General features: G+C 64.8%; 16 protein-coding genes. 12 read left to right on the top strand and 4 right to left on the bottom strand.

Annotated features, from left to right (window positions below; genetic code table 11):
* Positions 1-116 precede the first annotated feature (116 nt).
* Entirely contained in the window at positions 117-2,990 is a 2,874-nt protein-coding gene (locus tag U1702_RS16350; protein WP_332726237.1) for a M16 family metallopeptidase, read from the top strand.
* Between the two features lie 211 nt (positions 2,991-3,201).
* Here U1702_RS16350 and U1702_RS16345 read toward each other — a convergent pair whose 3' ends face one another.
* Together U1702_RS16345 and U1702_RS16340 are read right to left on the bottom strand one after the other, a co-directional pair.
* On the bottom strand, positions 3,202-5,001 hold the full coding sequence (locus U1702_RS16345; protein WP_332726236.1) for an AMP-dependent synthetase/ligase: 1,800 nt from the start codon (positions 4,999-5,001) through the stop codon (positions 3,202-3,204).
* An 89-nt stretch (positions 5,002-5,090) separates the two neighbouring features.
* Complete coding sequence (locus U1702_RS16340) at positions 5,091-6,083, bottom strand: quinone-dependent dihydroorotate dehydrogenase (RefSeq protein WP_332726235.1); 993 nt, start codon at positions 6,081-6,083, stop codon at positions 5,091-5,093.
* Between the two features lie 199 nt (positions 6,084-6,282).
* Between U1702_RS16340 and U1702_RS16335 the strand changes: the two genes are divergently transcribed.
* From U1702_RS16335 to U1702_RS16290, 10 genes are all read left to right on the top strand, one after another.
* A complete protein-coding gene (locus U1702_RS16335; RefSeq protein WP_332726234.1) occupies positions 6,283-6,714 on the top strand; it encodes an SUF system Fe-S cluster assembly regulator in 432 nt (143 codons plus the stop codon).
* Complete coding sequence (gene sufB / locus U1702_RS16330) at positions 6,714-8,177, top strand: Fe-S cluster assembly protein SufB (protein WP_332726233.1); 1,464 nt, start codon at positions 6,714-6,716, stop codon at positions 8,175-8,177. The genes U1702_RS16335 and sufB overlap by 1 nt, the downstream gene beginning before the upstream one ends.
* Positions 8,178-8,289: 112 nt before the next feature.
* The gene (locus U1702_RS16325; RefSeq protein WP_332726232.1) at positions 8,290-8,787 is read left to right on the top strand and encodes an energy transducer TonB; all 498 of its coding nucleotides are present in this window, start codon (positions 8,290-8,292) and stop codon (positions 8,785-8,787) included.
* Entirely contained in the window at positions 8,784-9,164 is a 381-nt protein-coding gene (locus U1702_RS16320) for a hypothetical protein (RefSeq protein WP_332726231.1), read from the top strand. The genes U1702_RS16325 and U1702_RS16320 overlap by 4 nt, the downstream gene beginning before the upstream one ends.
* Before the next feature lies 1 nt (position 9,165).
* Positions 9,166-9,909 carry a Fe-S cluster assembly ATPase SufC gene (sufC, locus tag U1702_RS16315; protein ID WP_332726230.1) on the top strand — a complete coding sequence of 248 codons (744 nt, stop codon included), beginning with the start codon at positions 9,166-9,168 and terminating at the stop codon, positions 9,907-9,909.
* A 4-nt stretch (positions 9,910-9,913) separates the two neighbouring features.
* Positions 9,914-10,996 carry a SufB/SufD family protein gene (locus tag U1702_RS16310; protein ID WP_332726229.1) on the top strand — a complete coding sequence of 361 codons (1,083 nt, stop codon included), beginning with the start codon at positions 9,914-9,916 and terminating at the stop codon, positions 10,994-10,996.
* Positions 10,993-12,204 (top strand): cysteine desulfurase, encoded by a 1,212-nt coding sequence (locus tag U1702_RS16305; protein WP_332726228.1) that lies wholly within the window; start codon positions 10,993-10,995, stop codon positions 12,202-12,204. The genes U1702_RS16310 and U1702_RS16305 overlap by 4 nt, the downstream gene beginning before the upstream one ends.
* Positions 12,201-12,665, top strand: a complete 465-nt coding sequence (locus tag U1702_RS16300; RefSeq protein WP_332726227.1) for an SUF system Fe-S cluster assembly protein — start codon at positions 12,201-12,203, stop codon at positions 12,663-12,665. Before U1702_RS16305 ends, U1702_RS16300 begins: the two co-directional genes overlap by 4 nt.
* Positions 12,665-13,021, top strand: coding sequence for a HesB/IscA family protein (locus U1702_RS16295; protein ID WP_332726226.1), 357 nt, complete (start codon positions 12,665-12,667; stop codon positions 13,019-13,021). The genes U1702_RS16300 and U1702_RS16295 overlap by 1 nt, the downstream gene beginning before the upstream one ends.
* Positions 12,999-13,157 carry a hypothetical protein gene (locus U1702_RS16290; protein WP_332726225.1) on the top strand — a complete coding sequence of 53 codons (159 nt, stop codon included), beginning with the start codon at positions 12,999-13,001 and terminating at the stop codon, positions 13,155-13,157. Before U1702_RS16295 ends, U1702_RS16290 begins: the two co-directional genes overlap by 23 nt.
* Here the strand turns inward: U1702_RS16290 and U1702_RS16285 are convergent.
* Together U1702_RS16285 and U1702_RS16280 are read right to left on the bottom strand one after the other, a co-directional pair.
* Complete coding sequence (locus tag U1702_RS16285) at positions 13,154-13,570, bottom strand: VOC family protein (RefSeq protein ID WP_332726224.1); 417 nt, start codon at positions 13,568-13,570, stop codon at positions 13,154-13,156. The two genes, U1702_RS16290 and U1702_RS16285, sit on opposite strands and share 4 nt — an antisense overlap.
* Complete coding sequence (locus U1702_RS16280; protein WP_332726223.1) at positions 13,567-14,565, bottom strand: 2-hydroxyacid dehydrogenase; 999 nt, start codon at positions 14,563-14,565, stop codon at positions 13,567-13,569. Before U1702_RS16280 ends, U1702_RS16285 begins: the two co-directional genes overlap by 4 nt.
* 94 nt (positions 14,566-14,659) lie before the next feature.
* On the opposite strand from U1702_RS16280, the gene U1702_RS16275 reads away from it, so the two are divergent.
* On the top strand, positions 14,660-15,148 hold the full coding sequence (locus tag U1702_RS16275; protein ID WP_332726222.1) for an SH3 domain-containing protein: 489 nt from the start codon (positions 14,660-14,662) through the stop codon (positions 15,146-15,148).
* Positions 15,149-15,819: the final 671 nt, after the last annotated feature.

Genomic DNA, 15,819 nt, shown 5'->3' with positions numbered 1-15,819 from the left:
ATCGGGCTAGGCGCAATCTGGGTCCGGATCATGGCCGAACCCGCGCCAAATATATGCAATTGTGGCATAATTGCTCGCGCTGGCGGCGCAGCGCGAAGCGCGCTAGACTAAGGGCGATGGTATCGTTCCCCCGCGTAGCGCAGCTCGCCCTTCCCCTCCTCATCGCACTGGTCGCCCTGCCCGCGCTCGGTCAGGACACACCCGCAACGCCCGTCACCGCACCGGTCGCGGTCGACAAGACTCCATGGCTCTATAAGGGCAGCGACATTCCGCAGGATCCGGAATGGCGCTTCGGCACGCTCCCCAACGGCCTGCGCTATGCCGTGCGCAGGAACGGCGTCCCGCCGGGTCAGGTTGCGGTGCGGCTGCGCATGGACGTCGGCGCACTGCACGAACGCGATTCCGAAAAGGGTTTCGCGCATCTGCTCGAACATCTCAGCTTCCGTGGCTCGTCCAAAGTTCCGGACGGCGAGTCGAAGCGCGTGTGGCAACGACTCGGCGTCACCTTCGGCTCGGACAGCAACGCCAGCACCACCCCGGTATCGACCACCTACAAACTCGATTTGCCTGATGCGAACGCGGCCAGCCTCGACCAGTCGATGATGATCCTCGCCGACATGATGGCGGCCCCCAACATCAACACGGAAATGCTCACGCTCGAACGGCCTGTTGTATTGTCCGAACAGCGTGAGGCGCTGCGTCCGCAGGCGCGGGTCGAGGACCGTCGGCGCGAACTGCTCTTTGCCGGACAGCTGTTCGCCGAACGCCCCGTGATCGGCACGACAGAGACGCTGAACGGTGCCACCGCGGAAACGGTGAAGGCGTTCCATCAACGCTGGTATCGCCCCGAGCGCGCGACGATCATCATCGTCGGCGATATGGACCCTGCGCTGTTCGAGCAACAGATCGCCAAGCATTTCGCCGGGTGGAAGGGCGTCGGTCCCAATCCCGCCACGCCCGATTTCGGCAAACCGACCGATGACAAGCCGACCAGCGCAGCGATCGTCGAACCGACATTGCCGCCAACCGTGTCGATGTCCGTCCTGCGCCCGTGGACGGTGTTCGAGGACACGGTGATCTTCAATCAGGAGCGGATGGTCGATATCGTCGCGCTGCGCATCATCAACCGCCGGCTGGAGACGCGCGCGCGCGCCGGCTCCAGCTATATCGGCGCACAGGCCGACCTGTCCGATGCGATCCGCTCGGCCAACATCACCTCGATCCAGGTGCTGCCGATCGGCGAGGATTGGGAAACTGCGTTGAAGGAAGTTCGCGCCGTCGTTGCGGATGCGCTCACCACCATGCCGACCCAGGCCGAAATCGACCGCGAACTTGCCGAGATCCTATCGGATAGCAGCAACGCGGTCTCGACCGCGCCGGTGATGGCCGGATCGCGCCGCGCCGATATTCTGGTCGAGGCCATCGACATCAACGAAGTGACGACCAGCGAAGAGGCCAGCCACGCGATCCTGACCGGTGCGATCGAAAAGAAGATGTTCACGCCCGAACGCGTGCTCGCGTCGACCAAACGGATTTTGCAGGGCGTAACGACCCGAGCGATCATCAACACCCGCACGCCCGATACCAATATTCAGACCAAGCTCGCGGCCGCGCTGGAAGCGGATGTCTCAGGGCTTGCCAGCAGCCGCAGCGAGGGTCGCGCGGTAACCTTCGACTCGCTTCCCCCGCTCGGCATTCCCGGTGCCGTCATCGAACGCAAGACCGTCGTCGGCAACCCGCTGATCGAACAGGTTCGCTTCGCCAATGGCGTCAATCTGCTCGTCCATCTGAACCCCGGCGAAGTGGGCCGCGCTTATGTCAGCGTTCGGTTCGGGCGCGGGATGCAGGCGATTCCCTCGGGCCGACAAACGCCCGCCTGGGCGGCCGATCTGGCGCTGGTTGCCGGCGGGATCGGCACGCTCGGTCAGGAGGAAATCGACCGGCTGACCGGAAACCGTCAGATCGGGCTGAGCTTCGGGATCGGCGACGACGCCTTTCTCTTCGCCGGTCAGACGCGAAAGCAGGATCTTGAGGACCAGCTCAAACTGATCGTGGCGAAGCTCCAGTCGCCCGGCTGGGATCCCAAGCCGGTTACGCGCGCGCGCGCGATTGCGATCGCCGGTTATGCGGCGAACGCGTCATCCCCGGATGCCGTGCTGGGCCGCGACCTTGAAAAGCTGTTGCGCGGCGGCGACCAGCGCTGGGGCACGCCCGATCTCAAGGGGATCGAGGCGCTCAACCCAAAGAGCTTCCGCGCATTCTGGGAACCGTTGCTCGCCAGCGGCCCGATCGAAGTGCAGATTTTTGGCGATATCGATGTCGATGCCGCGATCGAAATGGCGCGCAAGACCTTTGGTTCGATGAAACCGCGTCCCGCCGCAAAAATCGTTTCGCCGACCGTGCGCTTCCCCCGGCATGTCGCCACGCCGGTGATGTTGCGCCACTCGGGTCAGCCGGATCAGGCAGCCGCCGTCCTCGCCTGGCAAGCAGGCGGCGGTTCGGCCGATATCGCGGAGAGCCGCAAGCTTGAGGTCCTGGCGGCGGTGATGCGCGACCGCCTTCTCGACCGCATCCGCTCGGGCGAGGGCGTCAGCTATTCGCCCACCGTCATCAGTCAGTGGCCGATCGGCCAGCCGGGCGGCGGCCGGGTCATGGCGATCACCATGTTGCCACCGGACAAGACCGACCTGTTCTTTCGTATCGCCAGGGAGATTGCGGCCGACCTGATCGCAAAGCCGATCGATATCGACGAACTTCGCCGCGCCTGGGTCCCGACGACGCAAACCGTTTCGCGCCGTGCGACCGGCAATCCGTTCTGGATGCAGCAGACCGAAGGCGGCACCGGCGATCCGCGCCGCTTTGCCGCCGCCGCATCGATCGCGCGCGATTATCAAGGCATCACGCCACAGGAGCTTCAGGCGCTCGCCGCGAAGTACCTGGCCCCGAAACTGGACTGGAGCATGGTCGTGGTGCCGGAGGGGAAGAAGTAGCGGAAGCGAAGGTTGCTTTCCGCACTGAACTTTATCGCCAACCCCGACGGCCGGTCAGCTGCGATCCCCTAGGGCGTATCGACATTCAGTCCAGGTGGAGGCGAAAAGGGTGATTTTCGAGCACCGGAGCGCAGCGTGCTTATGGCACGTGAGCACCGGAGCGCAGAAAATCGCGCTTTGCAGCTCCGCATGGGCTGAATGTCGATACGCCCTAGCCCTTGTACAACGCGTCTAGCCGCTCGCCGTACACCTGCTTCAGCACATGCCGGCGGATCTTCAGGCTCGGCGTCAGCTGCTCGTTCTCGATGCTGAACGGCTCGTCTGCCAGAATGAAGCGGCGGATGCGTTCGGTCACCGACAAATCCTTGTTCACCCGCTCGACCGCGACGCCCACGGCGGCGCGATAATCATGGTCCTGGCGCAGCTTGGCCAGATCGCATTTCTCGCCATTCTTCGCGCACCATTCCTGAGTCCATTCGGGGTCGGGCACGATGACTGCGGTCATATAGGGTTTGCGGTCGCCCGCGATCATCGCCTGCATGATCTCGGGTTGCAGCGTCAGCATCCCCTCCACCTTTTGCGGCGCGACATTGTCGCCCTTGTCGTTGACGATGATGTCCTTCTTGCGGTCGGTGATCTTGATCCGGCCCTTGTCGTCGATCATCCCGATATCGCCGGTGTGCAGCCATCCGTCTTTCAGCACGCGTGCGGTTTCCGCCTCATTGCGCCAATAGCCGTGCATCACCAGTTCGCCGCTCACCAGAATCTCGCCATCCTCGGCGATCCGTACCTCGACGCCGGGCAAAGGCGGGCCGACCGTATCATGCTTCAACCCGGCCTTGGGCCGGTTGCATGAAATGACAGGTGCAGCCTCGGTCTGCCCATAGCCCTGCAGGAAGGTGATACCCAGGCTCTCGAAAAAGATGCCGACTTCGGGGTTCAGCGGCGCGCCGCCCGACACCATCGCCTTGATCCGCCCGCCGAACTTCTTCGACAATTTCGGTCGGAGCGTGCGGCTGAGCAACAGGCTCATCGGCAGGTCCAGCACCGTCGACTTCCCCGCCGCCTTCTTGCCGCCGATCGAAACCGCGCGGTCGAGCAGGTAATTGGCGAACTTGCCCTGTTTCTCGACCTGTTTGGTGATCCGCGTGCGCAGCACCTCGAACAGGCGCGGCACCACGACCATCAGCGTCGGGCGCACTTCCTCGATATTCGACGCCAGCTTGTCGAGCCCTTCGGAATAGTAAATCTGCCCGCCCAGTGCGATCGGGAAATGCTGCCCGCCGCTATGTTCATAGGCATGGCTTAGCGGCAGGAACGACAGGAAGATTTCGTCCTCCCACCCGAAATCCTCGCTGATGATCTCGCAGCACCCTTCCACGTTCATCAGGATCGCGCCGTGATGCTGCATCACCCCGCGCGGGCTTCCACCGGTGCCGCTGGTGTAGATGATGCAGGCCAGCGCATCGCGCGAAACCTTGTCCGCCGCCGCCGTCGCAACGCTCACGTCCGCGACGTTCTCCGCGATCAGCGCGCGCCAGTCGTGGAAATCGATCGCGCCCGGCTGGCCGATCCGCATCTCCTCGATCCCGATCACCGAATGGCCATGGCTGCCCGCGGTGCGCAGGATCGCCGGGAGCAGCGTCTTCGCCAGTTTCGCGTTCGACACGATCGTCATCGTCGCGCCCGAATTGTCTATGATGTGCTGGTGATCGCGTTCGGTATTGGTGGTGTAGGTCGGCACGGTTACCCCGCCCGCCGCCATGATCGCCAAATCGCTGATGCACCATTCCGGCCGGTTCTCGCTCACCAGCATCACCCGGTCGCCCGGTTGCAGCCCCAGCTTTTTCAGCCCGGCCGCCAATCCCGCGACCTGTTTCGCCGCCTCCGCCCAGCTCGTCGGATGCCACGCCCCGCCCGATTTCGCCCACAGAAACGGCGCATCGCCCTTTTCCCGGGCGCGGATGAAAAACATCTGCACCAGATTGTCGAATCGTTCGAGCTTGCGCATTTCCGTCCCTACTCCTGCGGCGCGAGTTCACGCCCGCATCGTTATGAGGCAAGCCTAACGCCATGGCAGACAAGCGCAATGCCGCCACGTCACAGCTGTTTCAGAATGCGCCGGACGAGCCCCGGCCCTTCATAAACCAAAGCCGAGTAAAGCTGGACCATCGCCGCCCCGGCCTCCAGCCGCGCCAGCGCCTCCTCAGGCGAATCGATTCCACCCACCGCGATCACCGGCAACTGCCCGCCGCATGAAGCCAGCGCCTCGGCCAGCTTGGCGCGCGCCAGCACCGCCAGCGGCGCACCCGACAGCCCGCCAGCCTCGCCAGCATGAGCCGACCGCAACGGAGGCCGCGAAATCGTCGTGTTGCCGACGATCAGCGCGTCTACGCGATTGTCGATCGCCGCCCGCACCGCCCCGTCCAGCCCGGCGCTGTCCAGGTCCGGCGCGACCTTTAAAAACAACGGCACGCGCTTGCCATCCACCGCCCGCGCCGCATCGCTCGCCGCCAGCAACTCGTCCAGCGCAGGCCGCGATTGCAGGTCGCGCAGGCCCGGCGTGTTGGGCGAACTGACGTTGATCGTCACATAATCCGCATGCCGCGCCGCTTTGCTAACCCCGATCGCATAGTCCGCCACGCGATCGTCGCTGTCCTTGTTCGCCCCGACATTGATGCCAAGCACGCCCGGTCGCTTCGCCTTCGCCACTCGCAGCAGCGCCGCGTCGATGCCGCCATTGTTGAACCCCATCCGGTTCACCACCGCGCGATCCTCGACCAGCCGAAACAGCCGCGGCTTCGGATTACCGCCCTGCGGCAACGGCGTCAGCGACCCGATCTCGACGCTGCCGAACCCCAGCCCGAACAGCCCGTCAATCGCCTCGCCATCCTTGTCCAGCCCCGCCGCCAGCCCGACCGGGTTGGGAAAATCGATCCCGGCAATCGTGACAGGACGCACGCGCGGAATCGCTCGCAGCTGCGCCAGCGGCGCCGTGCCGCCAGCGCTCAGCGCCAGCGCATGGATCGTCAGTCGATGGGCACGCTCCGCATCGATCGAGAACAAGGCGGGCTTAAGAAGGTCGTAAAACATGCGAACTTCCATAGGATCAATCCCCCCCCTTCGTCACCCCGGGCTTGACCCGGGGTCCCGCTTCTTCGACTGGCCGAGGCAGTGGGACCCCGGCTCAAGCCCGGCGTGACGAGCAAGTTTGCTACGCTTGACTAGGCTCGACCCAACCTCCATCTGCCCAATCGGAACGAATCGTTCCGATTTGAGATCAATTCGCAACATGCGCCTTTCGGCTCAGACAGATTACGCCGTCGTCATGCTCGCCGCCGCTGCCCGCCATTGCGGGGTCAGCGGGCGGCTGAACGCGACGCTGCTGGCGGACAAGACCGGCCTGCCATTGCCGACCGTGCAGAAACTCGTCAGCCGCCTGTCATCCGCTGGCCTGATCGAGTCCGCCCGCGGCACCGGCGGCGGCTTCCGCCTCGCCCGCCCGCCCGCGACGATCACGCTGGCTGACATCGTCGAGGCGATCGAGGGGCCGATCGCGCTCACCGCCTGCGTCGATACCGCCAGCATCCCCGGCCGTCACGATTGCTGCATCGAACAAAGCTGCCGCGTGAAGCCGCACTGGAACACCGTCAACGCATCCGTTCGCGGTGCGCTCGCAGGCGTCACGCTCGCCACCCTCTCGACACAGCCGGAACCCGCCTGATGGCCACCAAAAATGCCGAGGCGCTCGCCGCCGCAAACAAGAAATACGAATGGGGTTTCAGCTCGGATATCGAGCAGGACTTCGCGCCAAAGGGCCTGTCCGAAGACACCGTCCGCTTCATCTCGGCCAAGAAGAACGAGCCTGAATGGATGCTCGAATCGCGGCTCAAGGCATATCGCCACTGGCTGACGATGACCCCGCCCGACTGGGCCAAGCTGAACATACCGCCGATCGACTATCAGGACGCCTATTATTACGCCGAGCCCAAGGCGAAGCCGAAACTCGGCAGCCTCGACGAAGTCGATCCCGAAATCCTGCGCGTCTATGAAAAACTCGGCATCCCGATCGAGGAGCAGAAGATGCTCGCCGGGGTCGAGGGCGCACGCCGCGTCGCGGTGGACGCCGTGTTCGACAGCGTCAGCGTCGCCACCACATTCCGCGCCGAACTCGAATCCGCCGGCGTCATCTTCCGCTCGATCAGCGAAGCGATCCGCGAATATCCCGACCTCGTCCGCAAATGGCTGGGCAAGATCGTGCCGATGCACGACAACTACTTCGCCGCGCTCAACTGCGCGGTCTTCAGCGACGGCACGTTCGTCTACATTCCAGAGGGCGTCCGCTGCCCGATGGAACTCAGCACCTATTTCCGCATCAATGCCGAAAACACCGGCCAGTTCGAGCGCACGCTGATCGTCGCCGACAAGGGCAGCTATGTCAGCTATCTCGAAGGCTGCACCGCCCCGATGCGCGACGAGAACCAGCTCCACGCCGCCGTGGTCGAACTGGTCGCGATGGACGACGCCGAGATCAAGTACAGCACGGTCCAGAACTGGTATCCCGGCGACGAAAACGGCCTGGGCGGCATCTACAACTTCGTGACCAAGCGCGCCTTGTGCCAGGGCAAGAACAGCAAGGTCAGCTGGACCCAGGTCGAAACCGGTAGCGCGATCACCTGGAAATACCCAAGTTGCGTCCTCGCGGGCGAAAACAGCGTCGGCGAATTCTATTCCGTCGCCGTGACCAACAACCGCCAGCAGGCCGACACCGGCACCAAGATGATCCATCTTGGCAAAAACAGCCGATCAACGATCATCTCCAAGGGGATCAGCGCGGGCCACAGCGACAACACCTATCGCGGCCTCGTCCGCGTCGGCCCCACGGCCGAAAACGTCCGCAACTTCACCCAGTGCGACAGCCTGCTGCTCGGCGACCAGTGCGGCGCCCACACCGTCCCCTATATCGAGGTGCGCAATCCCAGCGCGCAGATCGAGCATGAAGCGACCACGTCAAAGATCAGCGAAGACCAGATGTTTTACGCGATGCAGCGCGGGTTGGATCAAGAGGCCGCCGTCGCGCTGATCGTCAACGGTTTCGCAAAAGAGGTGCTGCAACAGCTTCCAATGGAATTCGCGGTCGAAGCACAGAAGCTGCTGGGGATCAGCCTTGAGGGCAGCGTGGGATGACCGTTCAGTTCCCCCCCGTCACCCCGGCCTTGAGCCGGGGTCCCGCTTCTTCTCACGCGGCGCAAGGCAGCGGGACCCCGGCTCAAGGTCGGGGTGACGAAGGAGCGTTGCGTTGAGCCTTTTCCTTGGTCTCCTACTCGCCTCCCCGCAATCAGCCGCCGCCGCTGAGCCGGAATATGAGGAAGTCGTCGTCACCGCGACCGCGGGCCGGGTCGCGCTGATCTTCGACAAGGGCCGCGACGGGCGGCTGCGCAATTGCCGCGTGTTCGTCTCCAGCGGCGTAAAAACCGTCGATGCCAAGGCGTGCGCCGCTCTCCCCGACTGCATCACCGCCAGCACTGGCGAGCAATATTGCGGCGACGGCAGCGCCGGCGCATCGCTGCTGACGATCGACCCCAAGGTCAAATCGGACACCCCCCCGACATTCGGCCTCGGCAAGCTGCTGACGCCCGAACCACCCAAGACCCCCGCCATCGGCCCGCTCGTCCTGACGCCCAAGGAAGACGCCCCCGACCGCCTAGGCAAACTCCCGCCCCCACCCAAGGACGAAAGCGGCACCCCCGCGATCCGCCTGGGCGACGGAGTGAAAGCGGAGGAGCCACGGTGGTGATTGTTGCCCTCTTAGCGGCTACGGCCATTCCCGTGCAGATTGTGCCGGACGATCGCGCCGAAGAGGTTGTTATCCTCGGACGGAAGCTTGCCGGCTGGCGCGGTTCGGCTCGCATGAAAGACGGTCGCTATACCTGCCGCATTCGCCAATCGAGTGGCGACAAGCAAATCGATGCGATTGGCTGCATGGCAATGGAGCGCTGCATGACGCAGGTCCAGCCAAAGGTTTCGGCTATGCTCGCGACCAATCCATCACGCGAACAGCGCACTGTCCTGTTCGAACCGATCAACCGAGAAATGAGCGGCTGCATGAAGCAAGTTCATGACAGCGAACTCGAACGTCTCGCCGACCGCCGCGCTGCGGCCAGAACGGAATAAAATGCTCCATATCAATAACCTCCACGCCGAAATCGACGGCAAGACCATCCTCAAGGGCCTGACCCTCACCGTGAACGCGGGCGAGGTCCATGCGATCATGGGCCCCAATGGCGCAGGCAAATCGACCCTCGGCTACGTCCTCGGCGGCCGCCCCGGCTATGAAGTCACCCAAGGCTCCGTCAGCTTCGACGGGCGAGACCTGCTCGACCTCCCCCCGCACGAACGCGCCGCCGCCGGCCTGTTCCTCGGCTTCCAGTATCCGGTCGAAATCCCCGGCGTCTCCAACGTCCAGTTTCTGCGCGAAAGTCTCAACAGCCAGCGCCGCGCGCGTGGCGAGAATCCGCTCTCCGGGGGTGAGTTCCTGAAGCTCGCCCGCGCTCAGGCCGCCGCCCTCGAAATGGACGCCGAAATGCTCAAGCGCCCGGTCAATGTCGGCTTTTCCGGCGGTGAGAAGAAGCGCAACGAGATGGTCCAGATGGGCATCCTCCACCCCAAATTCGCGGTGCTGGACGAAACCGATTCCGGCCTCGACATCGACGCCCTGCGCATCGTCGGCGACGGCATCAACCGCATCATGCGCGCCCCCGACAAAGCCGTGCTGCTGATCACCCACTACCAGCGCCTGCTCGATTACGTGAAGCCCGACTTCGTCCACGTCCTCGCCGACGGCCGCATCACTCGCACCGGCGGCCCGGAACTGGCGCTTGAGCTCGAAGCGCAAGGCTATACGCAGGTGGCGGCATAACCGCATGACCACCCTCACCCTCCCCACCACTCGCGAAGAAGCATGGCGCTGGTCCGACATGGCCACGCTGCGCACCGCTGCCGACACCGCGCCTGCCGCGACCGGTATCGACCCGACGAGCCTGTTCCTCGACCTCCCCGGTCCGCGCCTGACCTTCATTGACGGTGCGTTCGAGCCAGCACACAGCCGGCCCGGCCCGGTCCAGCTCACCCGCCTCGAAATGACCGGCACCCACCCGCTCGGAGCACTCGCGCAAGGCGAAGGCTGGGTCCTCAACCTCGACGACCGCGCCGCCACCGATCCGGTCCAGATCGTCCATATCAGCACTGGCGGTGAGAGCCACGTCCCCGCCCGCATCGACCTGGCCGCAGACGCCGTCGCCACCGTCATCGAAACCTATGCCGGTCATGGCTGGAGCAACCGTTTGCTCCACGCCTACCTCGGCAAGGGTGCCCGCCTGATGCGCGCCGTCCGCCTGCTTCAGGACACCGGCTTCGTCTCGATCCGCGACGAAGCCAGCATCGGCGAAGCCGCCAGCTACGTCGCCACCATCCTCGGCTCCGGCAACATGGGCAGCCGCATCGACGGCTTTCTCAGCCTCGACGGCCCCGGTGCCTTCGCTGAAATGGGCGGGGCGCTGCTTACGCGCGGCGATCAGCGTCAGGAATGCGCCGTCGCCGTCCACCATGCCGCGCCGAATGGCAGCAGCCGCCAGATCTGGCGCGCCGTCGCCGCCGACGCCTCCACCGTCAGCCTCGCCGCCCGCGCCGAAGTCGCCCGCCACGCGCAAAAGACCGACGGCGAACAGTCACTGCGCGGCCTGCTGATGAAGCGCACCGCGACGATCAACCTGAAGCCCGAGCTCGAAATCTTCGCCGACGACGTGAAGTGCGCGCACGGCGCGACGGTCGGCGAGCTCGATGCCAAGGCGCTGTTCTACATGCAGTCACGCGGCATCCCCGAGCCGCAGGCCAAGGCGCTGCTGACCCACGCCTTCGTCGCCGACGCGATTGGCCGGATCGGTGACGAGGCCGTGCGCGACGCGTTCATGGCGGATGCGGACACGTGGCTGGGGACAGCACTGTGACCACCACGCTCGACACCCGCCCCCTCGATGTCCTCGCAGACTTCCCCGCAATCCCGGCGGGCTGGGCCTATCTCGACACCGCCGCCACGTCGCAGAAACCACAGCCGGTGATCGACGCGATCACGCGTGGCTATGACACGAGCTACGCCACCGTCCATCGCGGCGTCTATCAGCGCTCCGCCGACATGACGCTGGCCTATGAGGCCGCCCGCCGCCGCGTCGCGCAGTTCATCGGCGGCCAAGAAAACGAGATCGTCTTTGTGCGCGGCGCGACCGAGGGGATCAACCTCGTCGCCGATTGTTGGGCGGCGACGAACCTCAAACCCGGCGACCGCATCCTGCTCAGCCAGCTTGAGCATCACAGCAACATCGTGCCGTGGCAGATGGTGGCTGAACGCGTCGGCGCGCATATCGACGTCATCCCGCTCACGCATGACCACCGCATCGATCTCGACGCGATGGCGGCGATGCTGACGCCGCAACACAAGCTCGTCGCGCTCGCGCATGTCTCCAACGTCCTCGGCTCGGTCCTCGACGCCAAACGCGCGGCGAAGCTGGCGCACGCGGTCGGCGCAAAGATCCTGATCGACGGCTGTCAGGCGGTCCCGCGCCTGCCCGTTAACGTCGTCGATCTCGACTGCGACTTTTACGTCTTTTCGGGCCACAAGCTCTACGGCCCGACCGGCATCGGCGTGCTGTGGGGTCGCTACGACCTGCTCGACGCGATGCCACCATGGCAGGGCGGCGGATCGATGATCGACCGCGTGACCTTTGCCAAAACCACTTACGCCCCCCCGCCGGGCCGGTTCGAAGCGGGCACGCCGCACATCGTCGGCGTCCTCGGCCTCCACGCGGCCATCGACTATGTCGACGGCATCGGCCTCGACCGCATTCACGCCCATGAAACCGCGCTGGTGACACAGACCCGCGACGCGCTGGCAAAACTCAACAGCGTCAGCGTCTTCGGTCCCGCCGACAGCGCCGGGATCGTCAGCTTCGCGGTGGAGGGGGTGCATCCGCACGACGTCGCCACCATATTGGATGAAGGCAATGTCGCGATTCGCGCGGGCCATCATTGCGCGCAACCCTTGATGGACTCGCTGGGCGTCGCGGCCACCGCACGCGCCAGCTTCGGCGTCTATAACGGCGCGGCGGACATCGACGCGTTGGTCAAGGGTATCGAGAGAGTGACGAGGATCTTCGGGTGAACGAGCAAAGCAAGATCGAAGTTGAAACCGTGGACGCGGTCGCAGCGCCGCCGAAAGCGCGGGTCGAAGACGTAAGGGAGACCTTCGAGCGTAAACGCGACTATCTCGACGGCTTCCTGTCACAAAAACCCGCCGAAGCGCCTGTCGGTGGCGCAGGCGGCGCCACACAGGAAGCGATCGTCGATGCCCTGAAGGAAATCTTCGACCCCGAAATCCCGGTCAACATCTACGACCTTGGCCTGATCTACAATGTCGAGGTCACGCCGGACGGCCACGCCGTCGTCACCATGACCCTCACCACCCCGCACTGCCCGGTCGCCGAATCCATGCCCGCCGAAGTCGAACTGCGCGTCGGCGCGGTCCCCGGCGTCGGCCATGCCGAGGTTAATCTGGTCTGGGATCCACCGTGGGATCCGATGAAGATGAGCGACGAAGCCCGCCTCGAACTGGGGATGCTGTGATGAGCGACGTCAAGACCCGCATCCGCCCCGCCGCGATCATCCTGACCGCCACTGCCGAAGCACGCATCGCCGACCTGATGTCACGCGCGCCCGCCGACGCGATCGGCGTCAAGCTCTCCACCCCGCGTCGCGGTTGCTCCGGCCTCGCCTACTCGGTCGATTACGTCAGCGAAGCGGTGGCGATGGACGAACGGATCGAGACCCCCGGCGGCACGTTTTTCGTCGATGGCAGCTCCGTACTGTACCTGATCGGATCGACGATGGACTGGGTCGAGGACGATTTCACCGCCGGTTTCGTGTTCAACAATCCCAACGCCAAGGGCGCGTGCGGCTGTGGCGAGAGCTTCACTGTCTGACGAACCCCCCAAGTCGAACACCGCCCGCAACGCCGCCATCGCCGCAACGGTGCTGCTCGCGCCCGGCGGTTTTATCCTGGGCGGCATCCTGATCGCTCGCGCGCTTCAGAAACGCCGCGCGGAGAAAGAAGATTAGGTAGCGAACAACTGCCCGATATCCCGAAACGCCTTGAACTCCAGCGCATTGCCCGCCGGATCGTAAAAGAACATCGTCGCCTGCTCCCCCGGCTTCCCCTCAAACCGGATATGCGGTTCGATCACGAACTCGGTCCCGGCGTCCCGCACCCGATCGGCCAGCGCGTGCCATTCGTCCCAGCCCAGCACCAGCCCGAAATGTGGCACCGGCACCGCGTCGCCATCCACCGCATTGCGCAGCCTGACCCCCGCGCCTTCACCCTTATGCAGCACCAGCTGATGCCCGCGAAAATCGAAGTCGATCCAATGCCCCGGATCCTCGCGACCCTGCGGACAACCAAGCAGGTCGCCATAAAAAGCGCGCCCCGCCTCCAGATCGTCGACCGGAATCGCCAGATGAAATAACGGCGTCATGCCCAACCCTCCAACACCTGATCCGGCGGCCGATGCCCGTCCGCCCAGAACCGGATGTTCGCGATCACTTTCTCGCCCGTCGCCTGTCGCCCCTCCAGCGTCGCCGATCCCATATGCGGCGTCATCACGACATTGGGCAGCGCCAGCAGCCGCGGGTCGATCTCCGGCTCGAACCGCCACACGTCCAGCCCCGCGCCCGCCAGCCGCCCGGCCTCCAGCGCCTCGACCATCGCGACCTCATCGACAATCCCGCCACGCGACGCGTTGATCAGATAGACATGCGGCCGCATCAACCCGATCCGCCGCGCATCAATCAAGTCGCGGCTATCGTCGTTCAGCGGCGTGTGGATCGTCAAAATGTCGATGTTCGTCAGCATCGCGTCCAGGTTCGGATGCCACTCCGCCCCGAACTCTGCCTCCACCACTTTCGGCAACCGCTGGCGGTTATGGTAATGGATCGACAGCCCGAACGCCCGCGCTCGCCGCGCCACCGCCTGACCGATCCGCCCCATGCCGACGATGCCCAGCGCCTTGCCGCCGATGCGACGCCCCAGCATCCCGCCGGGCGACCAGCCCTTCCACTCGCCCGATCGCACCAGCTTCTCGCCCTCGGCCAGCCGGCGGGGGACCGACACGATCAGCGCCATCGTCAGGTCGGCGGTATCCTCGGTCAGCACGCCGGGGGTGTTGGTGACGACAATCCGCCGCGCCCGCGCCGCCTTCAAATCGATATGGTTCACGCCCGCCCCGAAATTGGCGATCAGCTTCAACCGCTCGCCCGCGCCCGCGATCAGCTCGGCGTCGATCACGTCGGTCACCGTCGGCACCAGCACGTCGCAGTCGGCCAGCGCGGCGGCCAGCGCGGCGCGGTCCATCGGCGCATCGCCCGGGTTGAAGCTCGCGTCGAACAACTCGCCCATCCGCGCTTCCACGTCAGCGGGAAGATCGCGGGTCACGACGACGCGAGGCCGGCCGGTTGTGCGCGTTTGTGCCATGATGGCCCGATTGGCCCCGCCGCCGTCGCCAGTCAACGGTTGATGCGATGCCCTGCCTCAAGGTAAACGGGCCGGATACGAAAAGGGGTCAGGAATGCGAGTGCGGGTTTGGGCCGTGTGTGGCGTGGTGGCGCTGGGCCTGTTGACGACGGGACTGAGCGAGGCATGGGCACAGCGCAAGCCGCCCTATTTCGCGTCGATCGCCGCGACCAAGGCGCGGATGCGCACCGGCCCGGGCCGCAACTACCCGTCCAGCTGGCTGTACCAGCGCGCCGACCTGCCGGTCAAAGTCGTCGAAATCTACAATGACTGGCGCAAGGTCGAGGATCCGGACGGCACACAGGGCTGGATGCAGGTCGCCCTGCTCTCCAGCGCGCGCACCGCTTTGGTCGTCGGCACGATCGTCGAACTGCGCGACACCCCGCGCTTCAACGGCCGCATCAACTGGCGCGCCGCCCCCGGCGTGGTCGGCCGCGTCAGCAAATGCCAGCGCGGCTGGTGCCATTTCGACGTCCGCGGCCGCGGCGGCTATGTGGAGCAGAACCGCATCTGGGGCACCGAGCCGGGCGAGGAATTGCCGTAGGGGTGATGGTGCGATGGTAGCATACTGGACAATTGGCTTGTGCGTTCCCATTTGGAAAAAGCGCCCCGGAAAAGCTTTGGCTGACCGCTACTGACTCGACCGGACTAGCGTGAAACATCGTGCCTAGCTCAGCGGTGGATGCCGTGTCACAGGCGGTGCCTGAGGACTATAGAGTGGGAGGTCACACGATGCCACTGGAGGCGGTCTAGAACGCCAAATGTGGGTCCCCAACCTGCTAACGGGGATCAATCCGTTGTGTAGGACGTAATCCGCTAACCCTAACGGGCTCGCGGCGCGTCGCGGCCTTGGGTAATCGTCATGAGAACCAAGACCACGTTTGCGATCACGGTGCAGATAGATGTTGCGAAATGCCTAGGGGTATTAGCTGCATTTATCAGTTACCTTATGTCGTAACTGCAGGGTGGGCTTCGGCCCGCCCTGTTTGCTTATGCTCGAAAAATAGCTGCTAGCGTCTTCCAATGTTGGATTTCGCCTGCTTTAAACTCGTCGATGCAATCCCGGCGCACCCACTACCCCACACCCTCCATCGCGCCATCGGCGCACGGCTGTCGCGCTTGTGTCGCCTCGCGGTCGCACCAGTGACGCATGACCATCGCGCGCGTGTCGCCCGCATGTCGCGCGACTGTCGCCTCGGTGTCGCGAACCCGGCG

Source organism: Sphingomonas sp. LT1P40, from assembly GCF_036663835.1.
Lineage (GTDB): Bacteria > Pseudomonadota > Alphaproteobacteria > Sphingomonadales > Sphingomonadaceae > Sphingomonas.
Note: the sequence above shows the minus strand (reverse complement) of the source record. Positions and strands in the feature narration are given on the sequence as shown.

Excerpts from the sequence above, each read along its gene's own strand:
- U1702_RS16350 (WP_332726237.1), top strand. The coding sequence starts at position 117 with ATGGTATCGTTCCCCCGCGTAGCGCAGCTCGCCCTTCCCCTCCTCATC.
- U1702_RS16345 (WP_332726236.1), bottom strand. The coding sequence starts at position 5,001 with ATGCGCAAGCTCGAACGATTCGACAATCTGGTGCAGATGTTTTTCATC.
- U1702_RS16340 (WP_332726235.1), bottom strand. The coding sequence starts at position 6,083 with ATGTTTTACGACCTTCTTAAGCCCGCCTTGTTCTCGATCGATGCGGAG.
- U1702_RS16335 (WP_332726234.1), top strand. The coding sequence starts at position 6,283 with ATGCGCCTTTCGGCTCAGACAGATTACGCCGTCGTCATGCTCGCCGCC.
- sufB (WP_332726233.1), top strand. The coding sequence starts at position 6,714 with ATGGCCACCAAAAATGCCGAGGCGCTCGCCGCCGCAAACAAGAAATAC.
- sufC (WP_332726230.1), top strand. The coding sequence starts at position 9,166 with ATGCTCCATATCAATAACCTCCACGCCGAAATCGACGGCAAGACCATC.
- U1702_RS16310 (WP_332726229.1), top strand. The coding sequence starts at position 9,914 with ATGACCACCCTCACCCTCCCCACCACTCGCGAAGAAGCATGGCGCTGG.
- U1702_RS16295 (WP_332726226.1), top strand. The coding sequence starts at position 12,665 with ATGAGCGACGTCAAGACCCGCATCCGCCCCGCCGCGATCATCCTGACC.
- U1702_RS16285 (WP_332726224.1), bottom strand. The coding sequence starts at position 13,570 with ATGACGCCGTTATTTCATCTGGCGATTCCGGTCGACGATCTGGAGGCG.
- U1702_RS16280 (WP_332726223.1), bottom strand. The coding sequence starts at position 14,565 with ATGGCACAAACGCGCACAACCGGCCGGCCTCGCGTCGTCGTGACCCGC.
- U1702_RS16275 (WP_332726222.1), top strand. The coding sequence starts at position 14,660 with ATGCGAGTGCGGGTTTGGGCCGTGTGTGGCGTGGTGGCGCTGGGCCTG.